The sequence below is a fragment of the Halomonas sp. H33-56 genome (assembly GCF_040147035.1).
Lineage (GTDB): Bacteria > Pseudomonadota > Gammaproteobacteria > Pseudomonadales > Halomonadaceae > Halomonas > Halomonas litopenaei.
The window spans coordinates 197776-222310 of record NZ_JAMSHP010000001.1 but is presented as its reverse complement, the minus strand read 5'-3'; the positions used below and the strand labels follow the sequence as shown (position 1 = coordinate 222310).

The 24535-nt window shown below is 66.3% G+C and carries 19 protein-coding genes; 9 read left to right on the top strand and 10 right to left on the bottom strand.

Features of this window, described 5'->3' with window-relative positions; genetic code table 11:
• The first annotated feature begins 27 nt into the window (after positions 1 to 27).
• The 3 genes from NFH98_RS01015 to NFH98_RS01005 are packed head-to-tail and all read left to right on the top strand — an operon-like array spanning position 28 to position 3151.
• Positions 28 to 864 (top strand): metal ABC transporter ATP-binding protein, encoded by an 837-nt coding sequence (locus tag NFH98_RS01015; RefSeq protein ID WP_108131829.1) that lies wholly within the window; start codon positions 28 to 30, stop codon positions 862 to 864.
• A complete protein-coding gene (locus NFH98_RS01010) occupies positions 861 to 2009 on the top strand; it encodes a metal ABC transporter permease (protein WP_222568080.1) in 1149 nt (382 codons plus the stop codon). The genes NFH98_RS01015 and NFH98_RS01010 overlap by 4 nt, the downstream gene beginning before the upstream one ends.
• On the top strand, positions 2006 to 3151 hold the full coding sequence (locus NFH98_RS01005) for a metal ABC transporter permease (RefSeq protein ID WP_213227384.1): 1146 nt from the start codon (positions 2006 to 2008) through the stop codon (positions 3149 to 3151). The genes NFH98_RS01010 and NFH98_RS01005 overlap by 4 nt, the downstream gene beginning before the upstream one ends.
• 153 nt (positions 3152 to 3304) lie before the next feature.
• Here NFH98_RS01005 and NFH98_RS01000 read toward each other — a convergent pair whose 3' ends face one another.
• A complete protein-coding gene (locus NFH98_RS01000) occupies positions 3305 to 4093 on the bottom strand; it encodes a transporter substrate-binding domain-containing protein (RefSeq protein WP_045993169.1) in 789 nt (262 codons plus the stop codon).
• A gap of 137 nt (positions 4094 to 4230) precedes the next feature.
• Between NFH98_RS01000 and NFH98_RS00995 the strand changes: the two genes are divergently transcribed.
• The 5 genes from NFH98_RS00995 to NFH98_RS00975 all read left to right on the top strand — a co-directional run bounded on the left by NFH98_RS00995 (position 4231) and on the right by NFH98_RS00975 (position 9119).
• A complete protein-coding gene (locus tag NFH98_RS00995) occupies positions 4231 to 5169 on the top strand; it encodes a LysR family transcriptional regulator (RefSeq protein ID WP_222568078.1) in 939 nt (312 codons plus the stop codon).
• 117 nt (positions 5170 to 5286) lie between these two features.
• Positions 5287 to 6321, top strand: a complete 1035-nt coding sequence (dctP, locus tag NFH98_RS00990; protein WP_222568077.1) for a TRAP transporter substrate-binding protein DctP — start codon at positions 5287 to 5289, stop codon at positions 6319 to 6321.
• Positions 6322 to 6557: 236 nt separating this feature from the next.
• Positions 6558 to 7061, top strand: coding sequence for a TRAP transporter small permease (locus tag NFH98_RS00985; protein WP_045993166.1), 504 nt, complete (start codon positions 6558 to 6560; stop codon positions 7059 to 7061).
• Positions 7058 to 8335, top strand: coding sequence for a TRAP transporter large permease (locus tag NFH98_RS00980; protein WP_108131832.1), 1278 nt, complete (start codon positions 7058 to 7060; stop codon positions 8333 to 8335). The genes NFH98_RS00985 and NFH98_RS00980 overlap by 4 nt, the downstream gene beginning before the upstream one ends.
• Positions 8336 to 8342: 7 nt before the next feature.
• Positions 8343 to 9119: a M15 family metallopeptidase gene (locus tag NFH98_RS00975; RefSeq protein WP_348827419.1), complete on the top strand. Its 777-nt coding sequence runs from the start codon at positions 8343 to 8345 to the stop codon at positions 9117 to 9119.
• Between the two features lie 9 nt (positions 9120 to 9128).
• On the opposite strand, the gene NFH98_RS00970 is transcribed toward NFH98_RS00975, so the two are convergent.
• The 4 genes from NFH98_RS00970 to NFH98_RS00955 are packed head-to-tail and all read right to left on the bottom strand — an operon-like array spanning position 9129 to position 15587.
• Positions 9129 to 10007 carry a DUF7281 domain-containing protein gene (locus NFH98_RS00970; RefSeq protein ID WP_349622110.1) on the bottom strand — a complete coding sequence of 293 codons (879 nt, stop codon included), beginning with the start codon at positions 10005 to 10007 and terminating at the stop codon, positions 9129 to 9131.
• 17 nt (positions 10008 to 10024) lie between these two features.
• Positions 10025 to 11278 carry a hypothetical protein gene (locus NFH98_RS00965; RefSeq protein ID WP_348815161.1) on the bottom strand — a complete coding sequence of 418 codons (1254 nt, stop codon included), beginning with the start codon at positions 11276 to 11278 and terminating at the stop codon, positions 10025 to 10027.
• Positions 11275 to 11901 (bottom strand): condensin complex protein MksE, encoded by a 627-nt coding sequence (locus tag NFH98_RS00960; RefSeq protein ID WP_287163542.1) that lies wholly within the window; start codon positions 11899 to 11901, stop codon positions 11275 to 11277. The genes NFH98_RS00965 and NFH98_RS00960 overlap by 4 nt, the downstream gene beginning before the upstream one ends.
• Entirely contained in the window at positions 11898 to 15587 is a 3690-nt protein-coding gene (locus tag NFH98_RS00955) for an ATP-binding protein (protein WP_349622109.1), read from the bottom strand. Before NFH98_RS00955 ends, NFH98_RS00960 begins: the two co-directional genes overlap by 4 nt.
• 209 nt (positions 15588 to 15796) lie before the next feature.
• On the opposite strand from NFH98_RS00955, the gene NFH98_RS00950 reads away from it, so the two are divergent.
• Positions 15797 to 16426: a hypothetical protein gene (locus NFH98_RS00950; RefSeq protein ID WP_348815159.1), complete on the top strand. Its 630-nt coding sequence runs from the start codon at positions 15797 to 15799 to the stop codon at positions 16424 to 16426.
• A gap of 36 nt (positions 16427 to 16462) precedes the next feature.
• On the opposite strand, the gene NFH98_RS00945 is transcribed toward NFH98_RS00950, so the two are convergent.
• The 5 genes from NFH98_RS00945 to NFH98_RS00925 form a co-directional block, all read right to left on the bottom strand.
• Entirely contained in the window at positions 16463 to 18292 is a 1830-nt protein-coding gene (locus NFH98_RS00945; protein WP_349622108.1) for a TRAP transporter permease, read from the bottom strand.
• 74 nt (positions 18293 to 18366) lie between these two features.
• Positions 18367 to 19341: a TAXI family TRAP transporter solute-binding subunit gene (locus NFH98_RS00940; RefSeq protein ID WP_349622107.1), complete on the bottom strand. Its 975-nt coding sequence runs from the start codon at positions 19339 to 19341 to the stop codon at positions 18367 to 18369.
• Positions 19342 to 19580: 239 nt separating this feature from the next.
• The gene (locus NFH98_RS00935; RefSeq protein ID WP_045993160.1) at positions 19581 to 20585 is read right to left on the bottom strand and encodes a Gfo/Idh/MocA family oxidoreductase; all 1005 of its coding nucleotides are present in this window, start codon (positions 20583 to 20585) and stop codon (positions 19581 to 19583) included.
• 187 nt (positions 20586 to 20772) lie between these two features.
• Entirely contained in the window at positions 20773 to 22503 is a 1731-nt protein-coding gene (locus NFH98_RS00930; protein ID WP_108131839.1) for a purine-cytosine permease family protein, read from the bottom strand.
• A 490-nt stretch (positions 22504 to 22993) separates the two neighbouring features.
• A complete protein-coding gene (locus NFH98_RS00925; RefSeq protein ID WP_045993158.1) occupies positions 22994 to 24496 on the bottom strand; it encodes a CoA-acylating methylmalonate-semialdehyde dehydrogenase in 1503 nt (500 codons plus the stop codon).
• Positions 24497 to 24535 lie beyond the last annotated feature (39 nt).

Here is a 24535-nt window from a genome sequence, read left to right as displayed (position 1 = left end):
CACCGCGAGGTCGACAGGAGCCACACCATGAGCGAGCAGCTCCACGAACCCGACCTGGCCCTCCACGTGGAGGACCTGACGGTCAGCTACCATGGCAAGCCGGTGCTGTGGGACATCGATTTCGACGTACCGCCCGGTGTCATGGCCGCCATCGTCGGCCCCAACGGCGCCGGCAAGAGCACCTTGATCAAGAGCATCCTCGGCCTGGTGCCCAGCGTCGCCGGCCACGTCACCCTGCATGGGCGCCCCTACCGCCAGGCGCGGCGGCGGGTCGGCTACGTGCCCCAGCGCTCCACGGTGGACTGGGACTTTCCCACCACCGCACAGGACGTGGTCGGCATGGGCCTCTACGGCCGGCTGGGCTGGCTCAGGCGGCCCGGCCGCCGCGAGCGACACGAGGCCATGCAGGCGCTGGAGATGGTCGGCATGGACGGCTTTGCCGATCGCCAGATCAGCCAGTTGTCCGGCGGCCAGCAGCAGCGGGTGTTCCTGGCCCGGGCGCTGGTCCAGAAGGCCGACGTCTACTTCCTCGATGAGCCCATGGCAGGCGTCGACGCCACCACCGAACGCGCCATCGTCGACATCCTGCGCAGGCTGCGGGACCAGGGCAAGACGGTGATCGTGGTCCACCACGACCTGCAGACGGTGCGCAGCTACTTCGACTGGATGCTGATGCTCAACGTGCGAGTGATCGCCCAGGGGCCGGTCAACGACGTCTATACCGCCGACAACCTGCGCCGCGCCTACGGCGGCCAGATCGCCCTGCTCGACGATGTCACCGGCGTCATTCCCGCCGAGCGCGAGCTCGCCGGCCAGCGACCCGAGACGCGCACGCAGGAAAGTCGTGAAGAGGTGCCGAGATGAGCCTGAACGCCCTGCTCGGCGACTACACCCTGCAGAACGTGGTGATGGGCGCGGCGATGCTGGGTCTGGTCAGCGGCGTGCTCGGCTGTTTCGCGGTGCTGCGCAAGCAGAGCCTGCTCGGCGATACCCTGTCCCACGCGGCGCTACCCGGTGTCTGCCTGGGCTTCATCATCGCCGGGGGCCGCGAGATGGGCAGCATCCTTGCCGGCGCGCTGTTCACAGGCTCCTTGGCGGCGCTGGTGATGCTGCTGCTGACCCGCATGAGCCGGCTCAAGACCGACGCCGCCCTTGGCATCTCGCTCAGCGTGTTCTTCGCCATAGGGGTGGTGCTGTTGACCTATATCCAGGGCACCGGCAACGCATCCCAGGGGGGGCTCGACGCCTTCCTGTTCGGCCAGGCCGCCGCCACCCTGCGCAGCGACCTGTGGATCATGGCCGGCGTCAGCGGCGTGGCGCTGGTGCTGGTCGGCGGGCTGTGGAAGGAATTCAAGCTGGTGTCCTTCGACGCCGAATTCGCTGCCACCCAGGGCCTGCCGGTCACACTGCTCGAGGCCTTGATGACGGTGATGATCGCCCTGGCCGTGGTGGTCGGCCTGCAGATGGTCGGCGTGGTGCTGATGGCTGCCATGGTCATCGCCCCGGCGGTGGCGGCGCGTCAGTGGGCCAACAAGCTGGAGACCATGGTCATGCTGTCGGCGCTGTTCGGTATCGTCGGTGGCGTCACCGGCGCCTTGATCAGTGCCCTCGGCCCGGGGCTCGCCACCGGGCCGCTGATCATCCTGAGCCTGTCCAGCGTGGTGCTGGTATCGCTGCTGTTTGCGCCTCGCCGGGGCTTTGTGTGGGAAATCCTCAAGCTTCAGCGTGATCGGCGCCAGCTACGTCACCAGCGGGTGCTCACCACCCTCTACCAGCTCGCCAGCCACCACGCCGATCGCCAGTATCGCTCCGAGAAACGCATGGTGGACGCCTACCTGGGCACCGACAGCCGGCGCGCGCTGGAGCGCTTGACCGCCCGTGGCCTGATCACCCAGCAGACGCCGCCGTCCCACGAACCCGGTGACCACAAGCGCTGGGTACTGACGCCGGAAGGCTGTCGCGAGGCCGAGCGCATTCTCGATGACCTTGGCCGGGGAGGCCGCGCATGATGGCATCGCTGTTCAACAATATTCCGCTGATGATCATGCTGGTCGGCGCCCTCGTCGGCATCGCCTCCAGCCTGGTCGGGACCTTTCTGGTACTGCGCGGCACCAGCATGCTGTCCGACGCCATCGGACATTCCATCGTCTTCGGCATCGTGGTGGTGTGGTTGCTGACCCACCAGGCCAGCGGCCCGCTGCAGATCATCGGTGCGGCGCTCACCGGCATCTTCACGGTGTTTCTTACCGAGCTGCTGGTGTCGACGCAGAAGGTCAAGAAGGACGCCGCCATCGGTCTGGTGTTCCCGGTGCTGTTTTCCCTCGGGGTCCTGCTGATCAACCTCTACGCCAGCGACGTGCACATCGATGCCCACACCGTGCTGCTCGGCGAGATCGGCTTCGTGTGGCTCGACACCCTGCCTATCGGCGGTGTCGAGGTGCCCCGGGCGCTGGTCTCCATGGGGGCCATGACGGCGCTGAACCTGGCCTTCGTGGCGGCCTTCTACAAGGAGCTGAAGCTCGCCACCTTCGACAGCGCCCTGGCCAAGGCGCTGGGCTTCGCTCCTACCGCGCTGTTCTATGTGCTGCTGCTGTTGACCAGCGGCACCGCGGTGGCCGCCTTCGACGCTGTGGGGGCGGTGCTGTTCGTGGCCTTTGTCATCGTGCCGCCCTCGGCGGCCTACCTGCTCACCGACCGGCTGTGGAAGATCTTCGTCTACGCCTCGCTGATCGCCGCCGCCTCCAGCGTCTCGGGCTACTACCTGGCGGTGGCCTGGGACGTCTCCATCGGCGGAATGATGGCGGTGATGACCGGCGTCTTCCTCGCCCTGGCCTTCCTCCTCGGCCCGCGCTACGGCGTCTTCGCTCAATGGCTCGAACGTCGCCGCCAGCGCGAGCTGAACGAGAGCCGTACCCTGATGGTGCACCTCTATCACCACGAGGACGGCCCGGAGAAGGCGGTAGAAAACGTCACCATGGCGCTGCGTGATCACCTGATGTGGGACCCCGCCCGTGCCGAGCGGGTGGTGGAGCGCTCGCGCCAGCGCCATCTGGTCGTCCAGGAGGGCGAGCGTCTGCACCTGACCCAGGCCGGACGCAACCTGGCCCGGGAGATACTCGAGCCCGGCGCCAAGGCCGAAACCGGGGCCTGAGCACCGCGCGGACCCGGATACGCCTCTGGCAGCGACATAAGCCCAGCTAGCGCAACAAAAAGGGCGGCCAATGGCCGCCCTTTTCGTGTTCCAACTACCGGTAGCAAAATCGCTTACTGGGCCTGGCGAGGGTCCGGCCAGGCCAGACCATCCTCAGATCTTGATGTCGTAGTCCACGTACTTGTGCATCAGCTCGTCGTAGGTGCCGTCTTCCTTGATCTCGGCCAGGGCCTGGTTGAACTGCTCGGCGAGCTCCTTGTCGCGGGGACGGAAGGCCACCGCCACACCATGGCCGAAGTACGACTTGGGCTCACGGATCAACTCGGAGCTGACCACCACCTCGCTGTCGGCCTCGTCCACCTGCAGATTGGCCAGCGCCAGCGGGTAGTACATGAAGGCGCTGTCCAGGCGTCCGGTCTTGACGTCCAGCGCCAGGTCCTCGGCGGTGGCGTAGCGACGAACCTCCATGATGTCGCCATAGGTGTCGGTGATGAAGCGGTCGCGGATGGTGCCGCGCTGCACGCCCACCGTCAGGCCTTCGAGGCTGTCGCGATCGTCGGGGTCGATCTGCTGGTCACGCAGGGTCACCCACACGCTGGGGTTGGAATAGTAGGGTTCGGAGAACAGCACCTGCTGTCTGCGCTCCTCGGTGATCGCCATCGATGACATGATGGCGTCGTACTTGCGCGCCATCAGCCCCGGGATGATGCCATCCCAGCTCTGCTCGACCCACTCGCACTGACGCTGGATGCGCCGGCACACCTCTTCCCCGAGTTCCACCTCGAAACCGGCAAGGGTGCCATCGGGAAGACGATACTCGAAGGGCTCGAACGGGATATCCACCCCCAGCTTGAGTGGCTCATCCGCCTGAACGGTGGTGGAAGCAAGGGCGGAAAGCCCGATCAGGGCGCCAAGCAGCAGGGGGCGGGAAAACGATCGCATCCGTGAGATTCCTTTTTTGCGTTATGGTTATTGATCTATGCCTTTTGGGCCTGATGAGTCTGCCACTCTCCGCCTGCGCCGCCAAGCCACTTGCAGGACAATGACAGACACCGCCCCACCACGACCAAGGAATTCCGATGCTCAACGGCCGTGCCCTGGCCTATCTGTGTGAAGTGCAGCGCCGTGGGTCGCTGCGTGGCGCCGCCGTCCACCTCAATGTGGACGTCTCGGCCATCAGCCGACTGATCCGCCGCCAGGAAGAAGAACTGGCGACGCCCCTGCTGACCCGCCACCCCGACGGCGTCTCGCTGACCGAAGCCGGACGCCTGCTGGTCGACCACCATCGTGCCCAGTGCGACGCCGAGAGCGCCACCCTGTCACGCCTCAACGCCCTGCAGAGCCTGAACAGCGGGGAAGTCCGTCTGGCGGTGGGCGAAGGCTTCATCGCCGATCTGATCAACGCCCCGCTGCAGACCTTCATGACCGCCCACCCGGGCATCGACATCGTGGTGGTGATGGCCGGCGTCAACGAGGCCATGGCCCTGATCCGCGATCGCGAGGTGGACCTGGCGCTGCTGTATGCCCCACCGGTGGACCCGACGCTGCATTGCCATGTCGAGCGCCGCCACCCGCTGGACCTGATCGTACCCGCCGACCACCCGCTGACGCGGCGCCAGACGCCGCTGACCCTCTACGAAATCAGCGACTGGCCGCTGGCGCTGATGGACAACCCCTTCGGCATGCGCCAGATGGTCGACCAGGTGGCCCACCAGGAACGCCTGCATCTGACCTCACGGCTGCACACCAATTCGGTGGCGGTGCTGAAGAACTTCGTGCGCTCCGGGATCGGTGTCACCTTCATGCCGGAACTGACCGTTGCCGACGATATCGAGCAGGGGCTGATCCGGGTGTTGCCGCTGGCCCATCCGGTGCTCAATGGTGCCCGCGCCCAGATCGTCAGCCGCCAGGATCGCCCGCTCTCGGTGGCCGCCGAGGCGTGCCTGTCCCATCTCAGACGAGGCATGCGCTTCTTTCAGGATGACGCCCCCCGCGTCACGGCAGCTTGCCGCTACTGAGGCGTTGCCTGAAGATCAACGCCATAGGGTTTGATTAGTCAACGCGACAACGCCTAGTCTCGATATCGACTTGCAACGATGCCGTTTTACAACAACACGACAACACCGGAGAGTCCCATGAGCCTGTTTCGTCCCCTTCCCCTGGTCGCCGCCCTGTCCACCGCCGCGGCGCTGAGCCTGTCGGCCGCTTCGGCGCTGGCCGCCACCACCGTCAACCTGAGCTACAACGGCGCCCCCGATCCGGACAAGAACGCCGTCCACGTCTTCGCCACCAACCTCAAGGAACTGGTGGAAGAAAAGACCGGCGGTGAGCTCGAGCTCAAGCTCTACCCCAACAGCATGCTGGGTGAAGAGCAGGAGCGCATGGAGCAGACCATGGCCTCGCCGAGCCTGAACATCGCCTCCTTCGCCGGCATGTCGCCCATCGTCCCCGAGGTGTTCGTCAGCGCCATCCCCTTCCTGTTCAAGGATTTCGATGACGCCCGCACCTTCTTCGACGAAGGCGCCTACTGGCAGGCGGTGAAGGACGATCTCGAGGGCCGCGCCGGGCTTGAGCTGCTGGCGGTGGTCGAGGAAGGCGGCTTCCTTGCCTTCACCAACGACAAGACACCGATCGCCGAGCCGGCCGACTTCGAGGGCCTGCGCTTCCGCGCCATGGACCCGAGTCAGGTGGCCCTGTACGAAGCCTTTGGCGCCTCCGGCACCCCGATCCCCTGGACCGAGGTCTACATGGCGCTGAAAACCGGCGTCGCCGACGGCCAGATGAACCCGCCGATGTACATCATCCTGGGCAGCCTGTACGAGGTGCAGGACTACCTGACGCTGGCCAACATCCAGTACTCCGACCAGTTCCTGGTGGGCAACGCCAGCATGATCAACGGCTGGGATGAAGAGACCCAGGCGGCCTTCCGCGAGGCGGTGGCCGAGGCCAACCAGCTGGCCCGTGAGCACAATCAGGCCAAGGTCGACGAGCGCATCGCCTACCTCGAGGAGCAGGGCATGGAGGTCATCCGTCCCAGCGCCGAGCAGCTCGAGGCCTTCCGCCAGCAGGGCCAGCCGGCCTATCTGGAGTGGCTCAAGGACCAGAACATCGAGCAGCGCTACATCGACATGGCCCTGGATGACGCTGGCGTCGAGCTCAGCAGCGAATAACCGCTAGGCCGTGCTCAGGCCCTGACGGGCCTGAGCCAGACAGCCCAAGCAAGCGCCTGGTGGCCATACCCGTCAACCAGGCGCTGCCCAGAGCGCGGCTGCCTTGAGCCCCTCTACACTGGGACTTTTAACTAAAGCCCGGTCGCTGGAAAGCCTCGATCTCCGGATAATCCTCGATTGGATGCTGCCCGAGGGCGCTCCGCCGATCTTCACCCCTGCCGTGGAAGCCTTTGCCCATGTCCTGGTCACTTGCCCACTCTCCGCCGCTGATGGCCCTGCGGCGACTATCGCTATGGGTCGCCAGCGCTCTGCTGGTGATCGACTTGCTCGCCATGCTCTACGGCGTGCTCGCGCGCTACCTGGCCGGCGGCGCGCCGATCTGGACCGATGAGCTGGCCCGCTACCTGATCATCGGCGCGGTGATGCTGGCGCTTGGCAGCGTCTGGATCGAGGGCGGCCATATGCGTGTCGCCCTGATCGAGCGGCTGATTCCGCGCCTGGCCAGCAGGCTGCTGTCCTGGTACCAGTGGCTGTTGACCCTGGTGCTGGCCATCGGCGGTGCCTGGTTCAGCTTCCAGTACGCCCAGTCGGTGGCCATCTTCCAGAGCCAGGGGCTTGGCATCAGCCGCGCGGTACCGGTGATGTCCGTGCCTATCGGCTTCGCCCTGCTGGCGCTGATGGCGCTGTGCCACGGGCCCCACCCGCTGCCCACCCTGGACACCGAGGAGCCGCACTCATGACCCTCGCCATGCTGGCGGTGTTTATCGTCCACGTGCTGCTCGGCCTGCCACTGTTCATCTCGCTGCTGGCCACCGCGGTGGTCGGTTTTGCCTTCGTCGACCTGTCGATGATCCCGCGCATGATGCCCCAGCAGTTCTTCGGCGGCATCGACGCCTTCTCGCTGATGGCCATCCCGCTGTTCATCCTCGCCGGCAACCTGATGAACGCCTCGAAACTGACCGACCGACTGATGGCCCTGGCGCGTCTGCTGGTGGGCCACCTGCGTGGCGGCATGGGCCACGTCAATGTGGTCTCCAGCGTGTTCTTCGCCGGCGTCAACGGCTCGGCGGTCGCCGACACCTCGGCGCTGGGCTCGCTGCTGGTACCGGCCATGCGCAAGGAAGGCTACTCCACCGCCTTTGCCGCCGGCCTCACCGCCGGCAGCTCGCTGATCGGGCCGATCATCCCGCCCAGCATCTTCATGATTCTGTACGCCTCGCTGACCAATACCTCGGTGGGTGACCTGTTTCTGGCAGGCGTCATCCCCGGGCTGCTGCTGGGCGCCGCCTTCATGGGCATGAACGCCGTCTACGCCAGGCGCAAGGGCCTGCCCAGGGGCGACGGTTGGCCCGGGGCACGCCAGCTGGGCATCGCCGCCCTGGGGGCGCTGCCCGCGCTGATGGCGCCCTTCCTGATTGTCGCCGGCATCGTCATGGGCCTGGTCACGCCGACCGAGTCGGGCGCGCTGACCGTCGCCTATGTGGCGCTCTACGGCGTGCTTGCCGGCAACCTGAGCCTGGCCGGGCTATGGCGGGCCTGCGTGGACACCACCCGCCTGACAGCGGCGATCTTCGTGATCATGGCCGCTTCCAGCACGGTGAGCTGGCTGTTGTCCTACGCCCAGGTGCCGAATCAGTTCGTCGAACTGCTGACCCCCTACGTCGACAACCCGGTAGTCATCCTGTTGCTGCTGAGCCTGATCACCTTCATCACCGGGATGTTCATGGAGGAGGTCTCGGCACTGATGCTGCTGACGCCGATCTTTGCCCCGGTGGCGATGATGGCGGGTATCGATCCGGTCCATCTCGGCATCATCATCACCCTCAATATCACCATCGCGCTGATCACGCCGCCCATGGGCGCCTGCGTCTTTGTCGCCGCCGCCGTCAGCCGGCTGGAGATCACCGCGCTGTTTCGCACCATCTGGCCCTTCGTGGTCATCGCCCTGCTGGTCCTGGTGGCACTGATCCTGGTGCCGTCACTGACCCTGTGGCTCCCGACCACCCTGGGATGAGGCAACCATGACCCAAGATCGCTCTTCTCGTGATGCCTGCCGCGATCCGCGCCACACACCGATCCCCCTCGCGTCGGAACCAGCCTGGTCGCAGCTACGCCAGATTGCCATCCAGGGGCTCGACGAGCCGCTGGTGCCGATGAGCCTGGCACCGGCGCCGGTGAAGGTATTTCCGGCCTACGCCCGCCTCGGCATCCCCGGGGCGATCAACGAGTGCTACGTGCGCGAAGGCGTCTACCGCCGGGTGCTTGCCGCGGCCCGCTCGCTGCCCCAGGGCGTCGGTTTGATCGTGCTCGACGGCTGGCGTCCCTGGCGGGTCCAGCAGTACCTGTTCGAGACCTTGATGGAGGCGATTCGCGGCAATCACCCCGACATCGGCGAGGATGAACTGCTCGAGCGCACCCGGGAGTTCGTCGCAGAGCCGAGCACCAGCCCGACCGGCCCCAGCCCGCACTTGAGCGGTGGCGCGGTCGACGTGACCCTGTGCGACGAAGACGGCCTGCCGCTGCCCATGGGTACGCTGTTCGACGAGGCGATACCGGCCTCCCACACGGCCTTCTACGAAGCCAAGGAGGCCCCCGACGCGACCGAACGCGAGGTCCGCGACAATCGTCGCCTGCTCTACCACACCATGGCCGCCCAGGGCTTCACCAACCTGCCCAGCGAATGGTGGCACTTCGACTTCGGCGACCAGCTATGGGCGCACTACGGCGGCCACCCCAAGGCGCTGTACGGCCCGGCGGAACTCGACACCATCGAGAATCGCTGGCGGCGCCAGCTTTAGGGAAATGACTCAGCGCAGCGCCACGGCCTCGAGGGGGCCAGCAAACCACTGCTGGCGCAGGCCGCGCTGCTGATCGAGGATCAGCGCGAGGTAGTCGTGCAAGGGGTGGGCGGCGCTCAGGCCCTCGCGATGGCGCCTGAGCGCTGCCTGGTGTGGCATCTGCTCGGCGGGCTGGTGCAACCCGCTGGCCTTATCGGCAAGGGTCGCAAGCGACGGCAGCAGCAGGTGGCTGGCGCCGCTCGCCAGGGCGATGGCGATACCGGCAGCGTCGAAGTCCCCGAGATACAGATGCGGGCGCTGATCACGAAAGCGCTCGCCCCAGGCCGCCGCCAGGGCATCAAACCCCTGGCGGTAGAGGGTGTCGCCACGATAGACCACCAGCGGGGCGACGAGCTCGCCCAGCGCTCCCAGGGTGCCATCCAGCTCATAGAAGCTGTCCAGATTTTCTACCTGCACCAGTGCGTCGAAGGCGTCCAGGCTGAGGTCGCGCCAGTCCAGGTCGCGAATCTCTCGCGGGGTGGTGGCAAGCCATGCCGGCGTTGTCGAGGCCGGGGCGCTGACCAGCACCCTGGACTGGCGGGGTGCTGCGCGATTGGCCTTGTCCTCGTCAAAGCCGTGCGCAGCCTGCTCACGGGTGGAGCGCCCACGGGTGGTGGCGTCGATGGGCCGGTGGCCCAGCTCCTGAAGCGTGGAGTCGATGGCTTCAAGCAGGCGCCGGTCAAAGCGCAGCGTAGCCCCCCGGCGATAGTCATCGAGTCTGATGTCCTGCGCGTCGCAGAACGCCTCGATCGCTACGATCGCCTTCAGCGAGCGCTTGCGCTCCACCATTCGGGCAGCTTTTAGCTCCCGGGCGATACGCGAAAGCACCGCGTAGTCGGTCGGCTTCAATGCCCCTTCCGCCACGCCTAGACCACCAGCGCCAGGCTGACGTCGTGGATCAGCTGGACGTCGTTGAAGGGCCCGGCCGGGCTCTCGTCGGGGATCAGCCGAAAGGCTCGCTGCTCCTCGCGGGGCAGGCCCTGGTACTCGGCGATGACCTGAAACAGCCAGATCTCCGGGTCCCACTCGAGCTCGCTCTCGCTCAGGTACGCCAGAGCGCTGGTGCCCGACGAGGCGCCAGCGGCGGGCGCCTGCTGGTCGACCACGTCCAGGTAGAAGCGCTCGACGTCCTGCTTGAGCGCCTGCTGGCGGGCCTCCACCATGCTCTGCGCCTCGACCATGGCAGGGCCTGCCACCTCGGCCTGTTCCGGCCGGTGGACCGCCACCGGCAACTGGTGCAGCAGCCCCGTGAGCACCTCGGTGTCGCGATGGTGATCCAGCGCCGGGGCGGCGGCGGCGTGCAGCGGGCTTGCGTGGTTGAACAGCTCCGGCACCTCGCTGCGCCGGGTGTAGTTGCCCGGCACAAAGCCCGGATGCTCACGCAGGAAGGCGGCCATGCCGGCCACCAGCCGGCTCTGCTTCTGCTGCTGGCGAAAGCGCGCCATCAGCTCGATCAGTCTTCCCTGGACCTCGCGCAGGTTGGTGTAGTGCTGGCTCAACTGCTGCTGCAGCTGGCTGATCAGCAGCTTGCGCAGGGCGCCGTCGCTGCCGACCAGATCGATCAGCTCGTCGAAGTCGATCAGCGCCATGCCGTCGAGCAGGCGCACGATCTGCTTCTGGGCGCGGTCGTTCTCGCGGATCTTATCGTTGAGTCGGCTGACGAAGCCGAAGTCACTGTTGAGCCGCTGCCACAGGCTGTCGATGGCGTCGGCGAAGCGGCCGTTGAGGTCGTCCACCTCCTGGCGCAGACGCAGCATCAGCGGCCCCTGCTGCCAGTGCTCGCCCAGGCTGACCGCCTCGCGGTAGCTCTGCACCAGGTTGCGAATCTGCTCCAGGGTCTCGCCGACGTCGGCGTTGACGTGGCGGCGGGTCTCGTCGGCCAGCATCTCGGCAATCAGCTCGCGCACCTTGGGGGTCAGCTTGACCGCGCCGTGCTCGTCGGGCCGCCACAGAATCCGCGCCGCCAACAGCTTGCGCAGGGCGCCTTCGGTGAGGGTCTCCAGCGGCACCTCGTCGCGGGTATAGCCCTGCATCAGCACGTCGGCGTAGCGCCCCAGCAGCGACAACCGCTCGGTGCCGGTGGCGACCAGCCGGCTCTCGAGCGAGTGTTCCTCGCTCATAGCAGCGTCTCCTGGCGGGCCGGTGCCTCGTCATCCACCGGCAGGTTCTCCTCGTCGCGGATAAAGCGCACCAGCTCCACCAGATAGTCGATCTTGGCGGTCACCAGAAAGACCTGGCGGTCGGCGTGGGGCTGCAGCAGGTAGCCGTGCTCCTTCAGACGCTTGAACACCTGCTTCATCTGGGCGTCGAGCTGCTCGCTCTGGGAGCCGAAGAAGGGATCGGTGGCCAGCCGCTCCAGGCGCTCGCGCAGGCTCTGGTTGTCCTCGCACTTGGCGCTGAACTCGGCGGGCTTGAGCACGTCACCGGGGGCCGCCAGGGAGTCCTGGCCCAGCGCCTCCTGCACCAGCTGCAGCCATTCAAGCAGCGGCAGCAGGCTGTTGACGGTCTCGCCGAGCTGGCGCGACAGCTGCTCGCGGGCGTCTTCGTTGAGCTGACGCCAGGCCAGAAAGTGGACGCTGCGATCCTCGTTGGTGGCCAGGCGGCGGTTGAGCGGGCGCAGGTAGATGTCGATCTGCTCACGCACCTCCTCGTCCTGGAGCTTGCGAAAGGCGCTCTCGTCGCTGATGGCACAGATGAACTCGCCGGCCAGCAGCCGTTCGAGCAGGGGACCATGTTCGATCATTGGGTGACCTCCTCGGCGCTGCGCTGCTTGAGACGCTGAGCCAGCTTGCTCAACCGCGGTTCGATGCGCTTGAGCCGGCGCCGGCCCGGCTGGGCGGCGTCACGGTCGATCAGGTAGCGGTTGTGGAACAGCAGCAGCACGTCGGACTCCGGATTGGGGAAGGCGCCGACGATGTGAATATGGTTGCTGTCGCAGGCCTCGAACAGCTTCTCGACGTTGTGGTAGGCCAGGGTGCCGATCTCGTCGATGGGCCAGTGCACGCTGATCTCGGCCTGACCGCGCAGCAGTCGGGTAAAGGCCAGCAGGAACTTGCACAGGATCAGGTAGGCCATGCCGTGGCTCGAGGATTCGAGCAGCTGGCGATCGTTCTTGATCACAAGGTCAGTGCCGCCCTCGTTGAGGTGCAATTCCAGCCGCAGCAGGCTCTCGAAGCTGTACTGCTGGTCGCTGCGCAGCAGGTCGACCACGTCGGCCAGGGCGTTGAGGTAGTCGTCCCCCGGCAGTCCGCCGGTCTCCTGCCAGTCGCGATAGTCCTGGGCGAAGCGCTTGAGCGGCTCCCAGAAGCCCAGCTCGTCGATGGTCGACTGAATGCGCACTTCGGCCTTGGTGATGCCCTCCAGGCGCAGGTCGTCGGCGACCTCTTCGGACAGCCGCCGACTCTGGGCACTGATGCGCCGGTTGAGGTCACGAAAGACGGTAAAGAACTTGTCCAGATCGGCGCCGAGATTGCGCCCCTGCTGGACCAGCTGCTGCTGCTGGTCCTCGAGCAGCTTGAGCATCCCGCGCAGCAGCGGCAGCAGCCGGCGCGGGCTGGGCTCGGCACCGTCGGCGGCGTCATCCTCGCGCAGCTTGGCGCGCTCGGCGCTCATGGTATCGACAAAGCCGGTGCTGGCGCCCTTGATCAGCTCGCTTTCGACCTGCTCGCAGCCCTTGCGCAGGGCGTCCATCTCGCGCCCACGCTCCGACAGCGCCTGGCGGGTGCGCTCGATGCGCTCGTGGACGTCGCCGGGGGCATCGTGCCGGGGCGCCGGCGAGGGGTCCAGCGGCAGTTGCTCGACCTGCACCAGCAGTGGCTTCAAGGCATCGATCACCTCGGCCTCGGCGCTGCGTCGGGCCTTCAGTTCGCCCAGCGCCTGCTGGTGGCCGGCACGGTCGGACTGGAATTCGGCCTTGCGCTGCTCGCGTTCGCGCTCGGCACCCTCCTTGTCACGTACCAGCCGGGTTTCCTTGTCGACCAGCTCGGGCTTGCGCTGGCCCCAGTCCAGGCGCATGAAGCGGCGATAGTCTTCCAGCTGCTCCTGGCGCGAAGCGGTCAGCCGGATACGCTCGTCCAGCGAGGCCAGTCGCGCCTTGGTGTCCTTCAGCGAGGCCAGGTCCACGCCCTGCTCCTGCAGTTCACGGTCGAAGGCGGCCTCGAGCTCCTGGCGCTGGCGCTGATGCTCGCTCTTCTGGTCGCTCTGGTACTGCTTCAACTGGCGGATCTGGTCGTCGACGCCGTCGAGGCGGCTCTGGCCGTCGGCCTTCACCTCCAGCATCTGCGCCTGGTGGGTCTTGGCCAGGGTATCCAGGGCGGCGCGCTTCTCCTCCTTTAGCCCATCGTGGCTGGCGCGCTGGGCGGCCAGCGCCTCCTCCAGGCCCTGACGCCGCGCCTTCTGCTGGCGGGCGTGACGCTCCTGCAGCTGGCTACGCGCGTCGCGGGCGTAGTCGACCTCGGACTCGGCGCGCTTGAGCTCCATACGCGCACGGCGCACCGCTTCCTCGGCGGACTGTACCCGCTCATTGGCCGCCTTCATCTGGCGCTCGGCGGCCTGCACCGCGCTCTCGGCACGCACCTCGGCGGCCTCGGCCTGCTCGATGGCGGCCAGCAGACTGGCCTCCTCCTGGGCGTACTCGGGCACCTCGACCGCGGCCAGATCCAGGCTCACCCCGAACAGCTCGTCGTGGTCCTGCTCGCCGACACGGGGCGACAGGTCGCGGCGCTCCAGCAGCTCCGGCGCGATCACCTTGCCCAGACGCTGCTCCCAGCCGGGACGATGGAAGCGCAGGAAGTGGCGCAGGGTGCCCTGGGCCGGGTCACGTTGCTGGTGCAGGCCATAGGTGTGAGCTTCGGCCCTGGCGAGCTGATGGCGGGCATCATTGAGTTCCTTTTCGGCCTGATCGCGGGCGCGCTTGAGGGTGTCGAGCTCCTCACGCAGCGCCCCCAGCGTCTCGCTCGCCGCCTCGCGGTCGGTCTGGGCCTGGTCGAGGCGAGCCTGGGCCAGCTCCGCCTCCTGGATTTCCTCGGCGCTGGCAGCGCTGGCGGCCAACTGGGCCTTAAGCTCGGCCAGCCGCTCGACGCCGCTTTCCAGGCGCTCACGGTAGCTCTCGTCGAGCTCCTGGCGCTGCTGCTGGTAGCGCTGTTCGAGCTCGCTTTCCTGACGCCACTGCTGGTCACGCAGCTCTTCGCGGGTCTCGCCCAGCTCGTCGATGCGCGCCTGGGTCTCCTCGGTCTGGCGGGCCAGCTCATCGCCCAGCTCACGCAGGCGTCCTTCAAGGCGTGACTGGCTTTCCTGGAAGGCGTTCTGCATCACCGCCAGGTGCTCGCGCAGCTGCTGGCTCTGGTCGCGCCACTGGGGCAGCGCCTGGACGTCACGCTCCAGCGCCGGCATGTCGGCCTCCTCGTAGGCCTCGAAGGTCGCCTGCAGGTCAGAAAGCTCGCGCTGGGTCTGCTCCAGCTCGCTGGTCATCTCGCTCAAGCGGTCGTTGAGGGCGTCGCGGGCCTGTTCGTAGGCGGCTTCACGCTCCTGGAACTCACGCTGGCGGTTGCCGATCTCGGCCTCGGCGTCGGCCAGGGTGCGCTCGGCGCGGTGGCGGTCGGCCTCGAGCTGGGGCTTCAACTGCCACAGGGTCGTCTCGCGCTCGGCGATCTCCTGATCGAGCTCATCGAGCTTGCCAAGCGATCGCTCCAGCGGCTCCAGTCGCTTGGACTGGCGCATCTGGGCGATCCACTCCCGTGCCTTGGTATTGCGGATGCGGGTCACCGGCAGTTCGACACCGTCCTCCTCGAAGATCGCCGCCAGCATGGTCTTGAGGGTATCCATCTTGCCCTCCTTGGCGTGCACCGCGCTGATCAGCTTCTCCATATGGCGGATGCGATGCTCCGGCTTGACCAGGCTGAACTGGGCAGCCATCTGGCGAAGACGCAGGCTTTCCTTGCGGTTGCCCTGCTGGTGGGTGAAGTCGTTCTGGATCACCGAACGAAACTCCGAGGTGGCACCCAGCTTGGGCGACACCGGAATTCCCTCACGACGCAGCTGGCTGGCCCAGTCGCTGTAGTCCAGCGCCGCCACCCCGGCCTCGCTCTCCACCAGATAGTGCCCGGGCTGGTAGGGCGCACCGACAAAGCGATACTCGACGCCACCGTCGCTCTTGCGGGTCAGCACCGCCTGGCAGACGTTGCCCGCCTCGCGGCGGTACTCATAGATCAGGTAGCTGTTGCGGTTGGGCAGGTAGAAGGCGTCGAACTTCTTGCGGGTCTTGGGCACCACCTTGTTGGGCAGCTCACCGTAGAACACCGGGACCAGACGCTGCAGCGTGGTCTTGCCCGAGGCGTTGGTGCCGCAGATGTTGGTATGGCCGTCGACGTCCAGCTCGACCACCCCCTCGAGGTGGCCGTGGATCATCACGATGCGCAACAGGTGAGCCATTGGGATTCCTTGATCGCTTGCCCGGTAGGAGGGCTATTCTGCCAGAGACGAAGCGCCCTGACAGTGCGACCAGAGTTGCCCGACAGCAAGCTTTCGCCTACAAGGTTCCTGCGACAGGGAGAGCCCGACGCGCCCCGTCACCCCGAACGACTCCTTGCTCCGCATCCATCCATCGCTATCCACGCACCACACCACAGGGGAAGACCGCCATGCACTTCGCCACCCTCGGCCCCGAGGACAGCAACCACGCCCTGGTGCTCGCCCGCTATCTCGACGATCGCAGGCTCAAGGAGCCTGACCTCACCGACATCGAGCCCCGGATCAGCCTGGTGGATGACTTCATCGGCGCCTTCGAAAAGCTGGTCGCCGGAGGCTACGACTATGTGCTGCAGGTCAGCGCCCACCCCAGCCACGCCGACTGCGTCGGGCGCTTCATGCATCGCGCCTTTCCGGTGGACGCCTTCATCGCCCCCAGCCGCCCGCTGGCGCTGGTAGCCCGCGCTGACGTGGCCCAGCCGAAAAGCGTGCTGCGACAGCCCGCCACCCGCCACTACACCGACCTTTCGGCCTTCGCGGAACACGACGCCCCCACTATAGTCGCCGCCCTCGAGCATCTGCTGGACGGCCAGGCCGACGCCGCCATCGTCGCCGAGGACGCCATCGAGCGTCATCCCGACCGGCTGCGGGTGATCCAGCCACTGGGCCCCGCCCTGGATACCTGGATCCTTTACGCCAATCGGCCCCTGTTCCCGGACAGGGAGCAGGGGCCGATGCTGGGCGCCAACGACGCCATGGTGGAGCACTTCAGGGAGACGAGTCGTCGCGCGGATCGAGGCTAAACCTCACGGAACGACGCGACACTTGCCGCCACGCCTTTACACTGGCCAGGGCACGAAGATGACACCGAGCCCGAGCGCCACCAGGGCAGCCCTTAGCCACCAGGCGAAACGCCCGATCAGCCCGTAGGAAACAAGGCCGAGGCCGATCAGCACGCCCAGGGTGGTGGCCAGGGCAGCGAAGACGCCGGAGCCAAGGTCGAGCAGCGCCGGGTGCGCGACCATCGCCAGCGGAATGACGTAGAGCCCGACCCCCAGCGCCATGGCCTTGCCCGCCACCTTCAGCCAGTTTTCGTCGGCCATGCCGGCGGCGATGAACACCGCACCGCACACCGGCGGGGTAATAGTGGACAGCAGCGCGAACCAGAACACGAACAGGTGGGCGGTCAGTAGCGGCAGGCCCAGTTCGGTCAGCGCCGGCCCCGCCACCGAGACGCAGATGACGTAGGCGGCGGTAGTCGGCACCTCCATGCCCAGCACCAGGCAGGCCAGAGCGGTAAGCAGCAGCGCCGGCCACAGCTGCCCACCGGACAGCGACAGGATCGCCGAGGTAACCTTGACCCCGAGCCCGGTCAGCGACAGCACCCCGATGACCAGGGAGGCGCACAGGATGATCGCGCCGATGACCGCGATCTGGCGCCCGGCGGTCAGCGCTGCCTGGGCCAGGCGGGCGCGGAACTCCGCCCCCGACACCTTCAGCTCGGCGTTCATGGCCAACAGCGCAAGGCCTGCGAAGATCGCCACGCTGGCGGCGTACTGGGGGGTATTGCCGGCGTGGAAGATGCGCTCGAGCAGGATCGCAAAGGGCACCGCGAAGAACAGTGCGGTGGTGATCACCTCGCGCGCTGCCGGGCGGTCCTCGGCGGCCACCGGCTTGAGATCGAAACGGGTGGCGAAGGCGTTGATGCCGAGCCACACCGTGGCGAAGTAGAGAAAGGCCGGCAGCAGCGCCGCGGCCATGATCTCGGTGTAGGGGGTGCCGGTCAGCTCGACCATGACGAAGGCCCCGGCGCCCATCAGCGGCGGCATGATCTGGCCCCCGGACGAGGCCACCGCTTCCACCGCCGCCGCCAGCGAGCGTGGATAGCCGAGTCGCGCCATGGACGGGATGGTGATGGCTCCAGTGGAGGCCACGTTGGCCGACGCCGAGCCCGAGATCGAGCCCATCAGCGCACTGGAGATCACCGATACCTTGGCACCACCACCGGTCAGGCGGCCCGCCGCGGCGCCGGCCAGGTTCATGAAGCCACGCCCCGCCTCGCCCGCGTTGAGCACCGCACCGAAGATCACGAAGATCGCCACCACCGAGACACTGACCCCGGTCAGCTTGCCCCACAGCCCGCCCTCGGCGATGGTCAGCGAACCGACCAGGCTGGCCATGGGCAGGCCAGGATGACCAAACTCGCCGGGCACGTACTGGCCCAGGGCCGCATAGCCCAGCGCGATCGCGGTCACCAGCGGCAGCGGCCAGCCGATGGCACGCCGGGCGGCCTCCAGCGCCACCACAATCAGCAGCAAGCCCACCGCCATCTGCAGGGGGGTGTCGATAAAGCCGTACTGGCCGCTCAGGGCGTCCTCGTTCAAGGCGATATAACCGCAGGCGGCGATACCGAGGGCGGTCAGCCCCAGGCCACTGATGCGCTGCCACGGCGTGCGGGCGGAAAACACCAGCACCCAGGGCAACACCAGCGCCATATGCAGTGGCCGACTGATCAGCGCCGGCGTCAGGCCGTGGAAGATCAATCCCAGGTGAAACACCACCGACAGGGCACCGAGCGCGATCCAAAACGGGCCACCCGGCCACGGCGAACGAACAGGGTCACGCGCGTCGGCCGCTGCGGCCGACGAAGAAGCGTCGCTTGAGTTCATGAATTCAGCACATCATCGATGAAACGGAGCGGGCCCACTGGGGCCCGCCGGGCGGAGGCCTGGACAGGATCGTCTCAGCGCAGGGCCTCGGGCACCTTCACGTCGACCTCGTCGTAGTAGCGCAGGGCGCCGGGGTGCAGCGGACCCTCGAGGTTGGTCAGCATCTGCGGCGAGATCGCCTGCCACCAGGGCGAGGTCTCGGCCATGGCCTCGCGGCGCTCCCAGAAGGTCTTGGTCAGGGTGTAGGCGGTGTCCTCGTCCATCGCGCTGGTGGTGTAGGCCACCACCGGCAGCGAGGTGGTCAGCACGTCCTCGTCGATGCCCGCGTAGGTGCCGGCGGGGATGGTCTGGGGGGCGGCGCCGGTGGCCTCGACCTGTGCTTCGGTGAACGACACCAGGCCGACATCATGGCTCGCGGCGGTCTCGATCACGTTGGGTGCCGGGAAGGAGCTGGCGGTGGCAAAAGCGTCGATCTGGCCGTTCTTGAGCGCGTCGGGGGCGCTGCCCACGTCGGCATCGTCGACCTCGACCTGGTCGGCGAGCTCGAATAGCTCGAGATAGCGTGCGGCCTCGCGGGCACCGAAGGAGCCCTGGCCGATCAGCAGGTGCTTGCCGGCCAGTTCATCGATGCCGAGGGTGTCCTGCTCGCCCGCCACCACGAAGTGCATGGTCAGCGAGGGAATCGGGAAGAGTGCACGAATGTCCTGCAAGCGCGGATGGTTGCGACTCTCGAACGGGCCGGTACCCTCGCGGGCGCGGGTCACCAGGCCGGGCGGTGAGGTGAAGACGTAGTTGCCGGGACGCGCCATCACCTCCATGACGTTCTGCACCGAGCCCTGGCTCTCTTCCAGGGTCAGGGTCATGTCACCCTCGGTGCCGGCCTTGATCGCCTCGGACAGCTCCACTCCCATCTGGTAGTAGGCGGTGCCGGCGGAGGCGGACTTGTAGGTCAGGCGGGTCTGGGCGTGGGCGCTTGCGGCGGTCAGCACGACGCTACCGGCGAGCACAGCCGTCAGGGCCTTGAGGCCACGGCTTCGAAGATGACGCATTGAGGGGGTCTCCAGTCGACAGCGGGCGTGGCCAGTGCCTCGTTTTGCTTATGCTCCCGCCAGGCTTCAGGATCTGGCGGGAATGGCCGGCCAACAGCATATTCGACTGGCGTGATTCGTGCCACGGCGCCAAGACACTCGTGGCCCCAAGAAAAAGTCGCGGGCGCCGAGCATAGCGACGCCCGTGGCCAATGATGTCAGACGCCCGCGCTATCAGGGCAGGCAGCGTGACACCAGTTTCAGCGGTAGAAGGCGGGACGCTCGGCCAACGCGATCGGCTCGACCTGCTGCGAATGCCGCGCCTTGACGCAGGCGTCACTGGTCACCGCCGCCACATAGCCATCCCAGGCGGTAGGGCCATGCCGCTCGCCCTTGGCGGTGGCATCGACCCACTCCTGAAACTCCACATCGAAGGCGTCGATAAAGCGGTCCTTCCAGTGGGTGATCACGCCCAGAGAATCCCGTGCGCTGTGACGCAGCGGCACGCTCGCCGGTTGCGGCAGATCGGCAACGCCGCTCTCCCCCACCAGTTCGCAGCGAATGTCATAGCCGTACTGGCAGTTGAGGAAGCTCTCGATGGTGATGACCATGCCCTTGCGGGTGCGCAGGATGATCAGCGAGGGGTCCTGCAGATCACCCTCCACCAGGCTGGAAACCCGCGGCTGGATGACCTGGGCGCTGACGTAGTCGTCCTCCAGCAGCCAGCGCATCACGTCGAACTCGTGGACGCAGGAATCGATCAGGCCCGCATCGCCGGAGAAGTTGGCCTGGGCATTGCGATGCGCGCACTTGGCGATCAGCGGCTGGCCGATGCCACCCTCGTCGAGCAGCGCCTTCAGCTGGCGGTATGCCCAGTCGAAACGGCGCATGAAGCCTACCTGGACCAGCGCACGACCCGAGGCAATCTCGGCCTCGACGATACGCAGGCAGCCCTCGGCGGTGGTGGCCAGTGGCTTTTCGCAGAATACCGGCTTGCCCGCCTCGATGGCGGCCAGTACGAATTCCTCGTGGGTCGGTCCCCAGGAGGTCACCACCACGGCGTCGACCTCGGCGGCGTTGATGACGTCGTGGCCGCTGGCATAGGCCCTGGCCTCGATGCCGACCTCGTCGATGGCGGCCTGCGCCTGCTCGAGGCCGACATCACTGGCGGCCACCACCCTCGCACCCTTGAGGGTATGGTTCAGCCGGCGCATATGTTCCTTGCCGATGGCTCCGGTACCGATGATGCCGATAGATAGCGTCATGTCTGGCTCCTTTCTGTTATTGACCACTTGTTGAAATCGCACCTGCTGCCCTCGTATGGGTCGAAAACGTCGTGTGGGCAGCGTCAAGGCTCTACCAGCGTCGCGGCGCTGGTGCCAGAGCCAGGTGGCGTGGCCGCCCGATCGCTCGGGCGGCCATGTCACTTAGCCTTGTTGAGGGTTGGGGTCATCACACATGGGGATCGTCTGCGGCAAGCGCCGCCGCCGGGCGACGACGATGAATCCAGATCGAAGCGCACACGAAGTACACCAGCGACAGCGGAATCACCAGCCACTTGAAGGTTTCCACGTAGTCGACGACAGCGGCGTTGTCACCGGTCCATGACCACAGTGCCGCCAGGATGATGATCACCAGGCAGGCAAACGAGATCAGGTACAGCGGATCACGACGATTGACCGCGGGCTGCGCCTGGGGCGACTCGCCGGGCAGTTCCGGCGGATCCACCGGGCCATAGGCCTCTTCGTAATAGTCGATACCGGACTCGGTGTTCGCGCCCATCCGGCGGCACAGCAGCGGGTAGAGCAGAAAGCTCAGGGTCCACACCGGGAGAAACACGACAAACAGATGCACCTGGGGCAGGGCAATGAGCACGACGCCGAGGATCACCCCGATGGCCCAGGTCAGCATGGCCGGACGATTGTCCTCGAGCCCCTGATGTTCGCGCCACAGCGGGCGGATCGACAGGCGCGGCAGCAGGAAATGCTCGGCGGCGATGATCGCGCCGATGGGGGCCATCATCATCACGAAGTAGGACAGGACGTTGAGCAGCGAACCGAAGACGAACGGGAAGCAGGCGACGACCGTGGTGGCAGCCCCCACCACCAGGGCAACGTTGAACGGCTTGTGACGATGGAACACCGCCTGGAATGCGAGCCCAGAGCGATAGAGGCTGGGGATCGAAGTGGTCCAGCCGGCGATCACTACCGCCACCAGCCCCATGGCGCCGAGCAGACGGAAGGCGATGGCGCCCGGATCAAGATCGACCATGGCTTCCTTGAGCAGCATCGCCGAGGTGGCGCCAAGGATGCCCGCACAGACCCAGGCCATGAAGTGGCCGATGTACATGCCAGAGGCCGAAAAGTAGCCGTAGGAGGACTTGCGCGCGAAGCGCAGGATGCTCATGTCGCTCATGCCGAGGTGCATCGGCAGGTTGATGCCCCAGGCCCAGGCGGCGATGACCCACATGTTGATGCCAGGCTCGCCTTCGGGAGTAACGCCGGTCCACACCAGTGCACCGAGCACATTGCCCAGGCCATCGATGCCTTGCTCGGCGCCCAGGTGGGTGACGATGGGGATCGACAGGATACCGCTGACCAGGAACATGATCGCCATCCAGGGCGCGCATACGGTGGAAAAGTTGGCGATGCGCTTGAAGCCCTTGAGGGTCAGCCAGACGGTAAAGGCGCCGACCAGCAGCGCCAGGATCACGAAGCTGGCACTGGTGGGATAGAGTCCCACCTGGGGCGGAATATCGGTCAGCACCCGGAAGGCCGAGGCCGAGACCGTGATCATGGCGCCGGCAATGACGGCGTAGAAGACACCATTGAGGATGTTGTAGACGGTGGAGATCTTCTTGCCGGCAAGCCGGGCCAGGAACCAGTACACCGTCATGCGGGTGCGGGTAGCCACCGGACTGCAGATCCAGGCCCAGGACAGCACCGCCATGAAATTACCGAGAATCAGGCCCCAGATCAGATCACCGGTGGAAACACCTAAGGTGACCAGCGCTGCGCCGATGACGAATTCGGTGCCGGCCACGTGCTCACCGGAGTAGGCCCCGAGAAAGTACTTGCCGCTCAACTGCCGGCTGGGGGGAATGCGTTGATATTCGAGCTCTTCGCTCTGGGCGTTGTCGTCCGCTGTCGCGGTCGCCTGCGCCCCTGCCGCTTCTGTGCTCATAACGTTGTCCACTTGTTATTGGAGGATCGATGGCCCTTGTGACCGGTTGCAAACGGTCAGGACTCCAACCTCGGCGGTCCATGCTTTTCCACGGCCCGCACCAAATGAAACATACATTCCGAAAGAAAAAACAAAAAACCAAACGTTCTATACTTTAGTCGACTCGAACGCCTGATCCGACAAAATTGTAAATAACGTAATCCATGACGACACCTTTAACTGAATTGGCGCACACAAACATCATCTATCCGCCTTAACCACTCGCTCCAGTCCCACGCTTCAACACCTGCCGCGATAGCCAAAAAGAAGGCGCCGGATTCGGCGCCTTGGCAAGCGTGAAACGGCGCAACCGGATAGCATCCGCCCCCGGTACGCCGCAGCATCGCCGACGGGACAGGGCACCAACGCCGAAGCGGGACGCTTGATGCATCGCCAAGGCGACACACGCACCGCTACGGCGTCATACGCAGTCACAGGACCACAGCTACAGCTACAGCGTCGGCATGGTGAAGTGACCGCCGCTATCACGTACCTCGCTGGGCCAGCGCTGGGTGATGGTCTTCATGCGGGTGTAGAAGCGCACGCCGTCGGGGCCATGCATATGCAGCGGGCCGAACAGCGAGCGCTTCCAGCCGCCAAAGCTGTGAAAGGCCATGGGCACCGGGATCGGCACGTTGACGCCGACCATGCCGACCTGAATGCGCTCGCAGTACTGGCGAGCGGCGGCGCCGTCACGGGTAAAGATGGCGGTACCATTGCCGTATTCGTGGTCGTTGACCATGGCCAGGGCGTCTTCGAAGCTGTCGACGCGGGCGATCGCCAGCACCGGGCCAAAGATTTCCTCGCGGTGGATGCGCATGCCCGGCGTGACGTGGTCGAACAGCGAACCCCCGACGAAGAAGCCATTGCCGGCGTTGTCGATAGTCGCCTCGCGTCCGTCCACCACCAGCTCGGCGCCCTCGTCGACGCCGGCCTGGATATAGCCGACCACCTTGTCCAGGTGAGCGCGGGTGACCAGCGGCCCCATGTCGTGGTCGGGCCCCTCCTTGATGCCGGGGCCGACGCTCAGCGTCTGCAGCCGTTCGACCAGCTTGGCGCGCAACCGCTCGGCGGTCTCCTCGCCCACCGGCACCGCCACCGAGATCGCCATGCAGCGCTCGCCGGCGCTGCCGTAGGCCGCGCCCATCAACGCATCCACCGCCTGGTCGAGGTCGGCATCGGGCATCACCACCATGTGGTTCTTGGCGCCGCCCAGCGCCTGAACCCGCTTGCCGTGGGCAGACGCCGTGGCGTAGATGTATTCGGCGATGGGCGTCGAGCCGACGAAGCTGACCGCCTGCACCCGCTCATCGGTGAGCAGCACGTCCACGCTCTCCTTGTCGCCATTGACCACGTTAAACACGCCGTCCGGCAGGCCGGCTTGCTTGAGCAGCTCGGCCAGACGCATCGGCGTGGACGGATCCTTCTCCGATGGCTTCATCACGAAGGTGTTGCCACAGGCCAGCGCCACCGGGAACATCCACATCGGTACCATGGCCGGGAAGTTGAACGGTGAGATGCCGGCGCACACGCCCAGCGGCTGCATCAGCGAGAAGCTGTCGACACCGGTGCCGACGTTGAGGGAATGTTCGCCCTTCTGCAGGTGCGGTATGCCGCAGGCGAATTCCACCACCTCGAGCCCGCGTGTCAGCTCGCCCTTGGCGTCGGAGAACACCTTGCCGTGCTCGGAGGAAATCAGCCGCGCGATCTCGTCGGCGTGCTCTTCCACCAGCGCCTTGAACTTGAACAGAATGCGTGAACGCTTGAGCGGTGACATTTTGGCCCAGCCGGGGAAGGCTTCGTCGGCGACGCGGATGGCGTCACGGGTCTCGTCGGCGCTGGACAGTGCTACCTGACGTGTCACCTCGCCGCTGGCCGGGTCGAAGACCTCGGCAGTGCGGCCACTGTGGCTGGCCTGGGGCTGGCCGGCGATAAAGTTGCCCAGAATGGTCATGCGGTGCTCCTGATACAAAGAGTTATCGAACAGATGACT

Excerpts from the sequence above, each read along its gene's own strand:
- NFH98_RS00980 (WP_108131832.1), top strand. The coding sequence starts at position 7,058 with ATGACCCTCGCCATGCTGGCGGTGTTTATCGTCCACGTGCTGCTCGGC.
- dctP (WP_222568077.1), top strand. The coding sequence starts at position 5,287 with ATGAGCCTGTTTCGTCCCCTTCCCCTGGTCGCCGCCCTGTCCACCGCC.
- NFH98_RS00940 (WP_349622107.1), bottom strand. The coding sequence starts at position 19,341 with ATGCGTCATCTTCGAAGCCGTGGCCTCAAGGCCCTGACGGCTGTGCTC.
- NFH98_RS00930 (WP_108131839.1), bottom strand. The coding sequence starts at position 22,503 with ATGAGCACAGAAGCGGCAGGGGCGCAGGCGACCGCGACAGCGGACGAC.
- NFH98_RS00950 (WP_348815159.1), top strand. The coding sequence starts at position 15,797 with ATGCACTTCGCCACCCTCGGCCCCGAGGACAGCAACCACGCCCTGGTG.
- NFH98_RS00935 (WP_045993160.1), bottom strand. The coding sequence starts at position 20,585 with ATGACGCTATCTATCGGCATCATCGGTACCGGAGCCATCGGCAAGGAA.
- NFH98_RS01000 (WP_045993169.1), bottom strand. The coding sequence starts at position 4,093 with ATGCGATCGTTTTCCCGCCCCCTGCTGCTTGGCGCCCTGATCGGGCTT.
- NFH98_RS01005 (WP_213227384.1), top strand. The coding sequence starts at position 2,006 with ATGATGGCATCGCTGTTCAACAATATTCCGCTGATGATCATGCTGGTC.
- NFH98_RS00955 (WP_349622109.1), bottom strand. The coding sequence starts at position 15,587 with ATGGCTCACCTGTTGCGCATCGTGATGATCCACGGCCACCTCGAGGGG.
- NFH98_RS00945 (WP_349622108.1), bottom strand. The coding sequence starts at position 18,292 with ATGAACTCAAGCGACGCTTCTTCGTCGGCCGCAGCGGCCGACGCGCGT.
- NFH98_RS00975 (WP_348827419.1), top strand. The coding sequence starts at position 8,343 with ATGACCCAAGATCGCTCTTCTCGTGATGCCTGCCGCGATCCGCGCCAC.
- NFH98_RS00965 (WP_348815161.1), bottom strand. The coding sequence starts at position 11,278 with ATGAGCGAGGAACACTCGCTCGAGAGCCGGCTGGTCGCCACCGGCACC.
- NFH98_RS00960 (WP_287163542.1), bottom strand. The coding sequence starts at position 11,901 with ATGATCGAACATGGTCCCCTGCTCGAACGGCTGCTGGCCGGCGAGTTC.
- NFH98_RS00925 (WP_045993158.1), bottom strand. The coding sequence starts at position 24,496 with ATGACCATTCTGGGCAACTTTATCGCCGGCCAGCCCCAGGCCAGCCAC.
- NFH98_RS00995 (WP_222568078.1), top strand. The coding sequence starts at position 4,231 with ATGCTCAACGGCCGTGCCCTGGCCTATCTGTGTGAAGTGCAGCGCCGT.
- NFH98_RS01010 (WP_222568080.1), top strand. The coding sequence starts at position 861 with ATGAGCCTGAACGCCCTGCTCGGCGACTACACCCTGCAGAACGTGGTG.
- NFH98_RS01015 (WP_108131829.1), top strand. The coding sequence starts at position 28 with ATGAGCGAGCAGCTCCACGAACCCGACCTGGCCCTCCACGTGGAGGAC.
- NFH98_RS00985 (WP_045993166.1), top strand. The coding sequence starts at position 6,558 with ATGTCCTGGTCACTTGCCCACTCTCCGCCGCTGATGGCCCTGCGGCGA.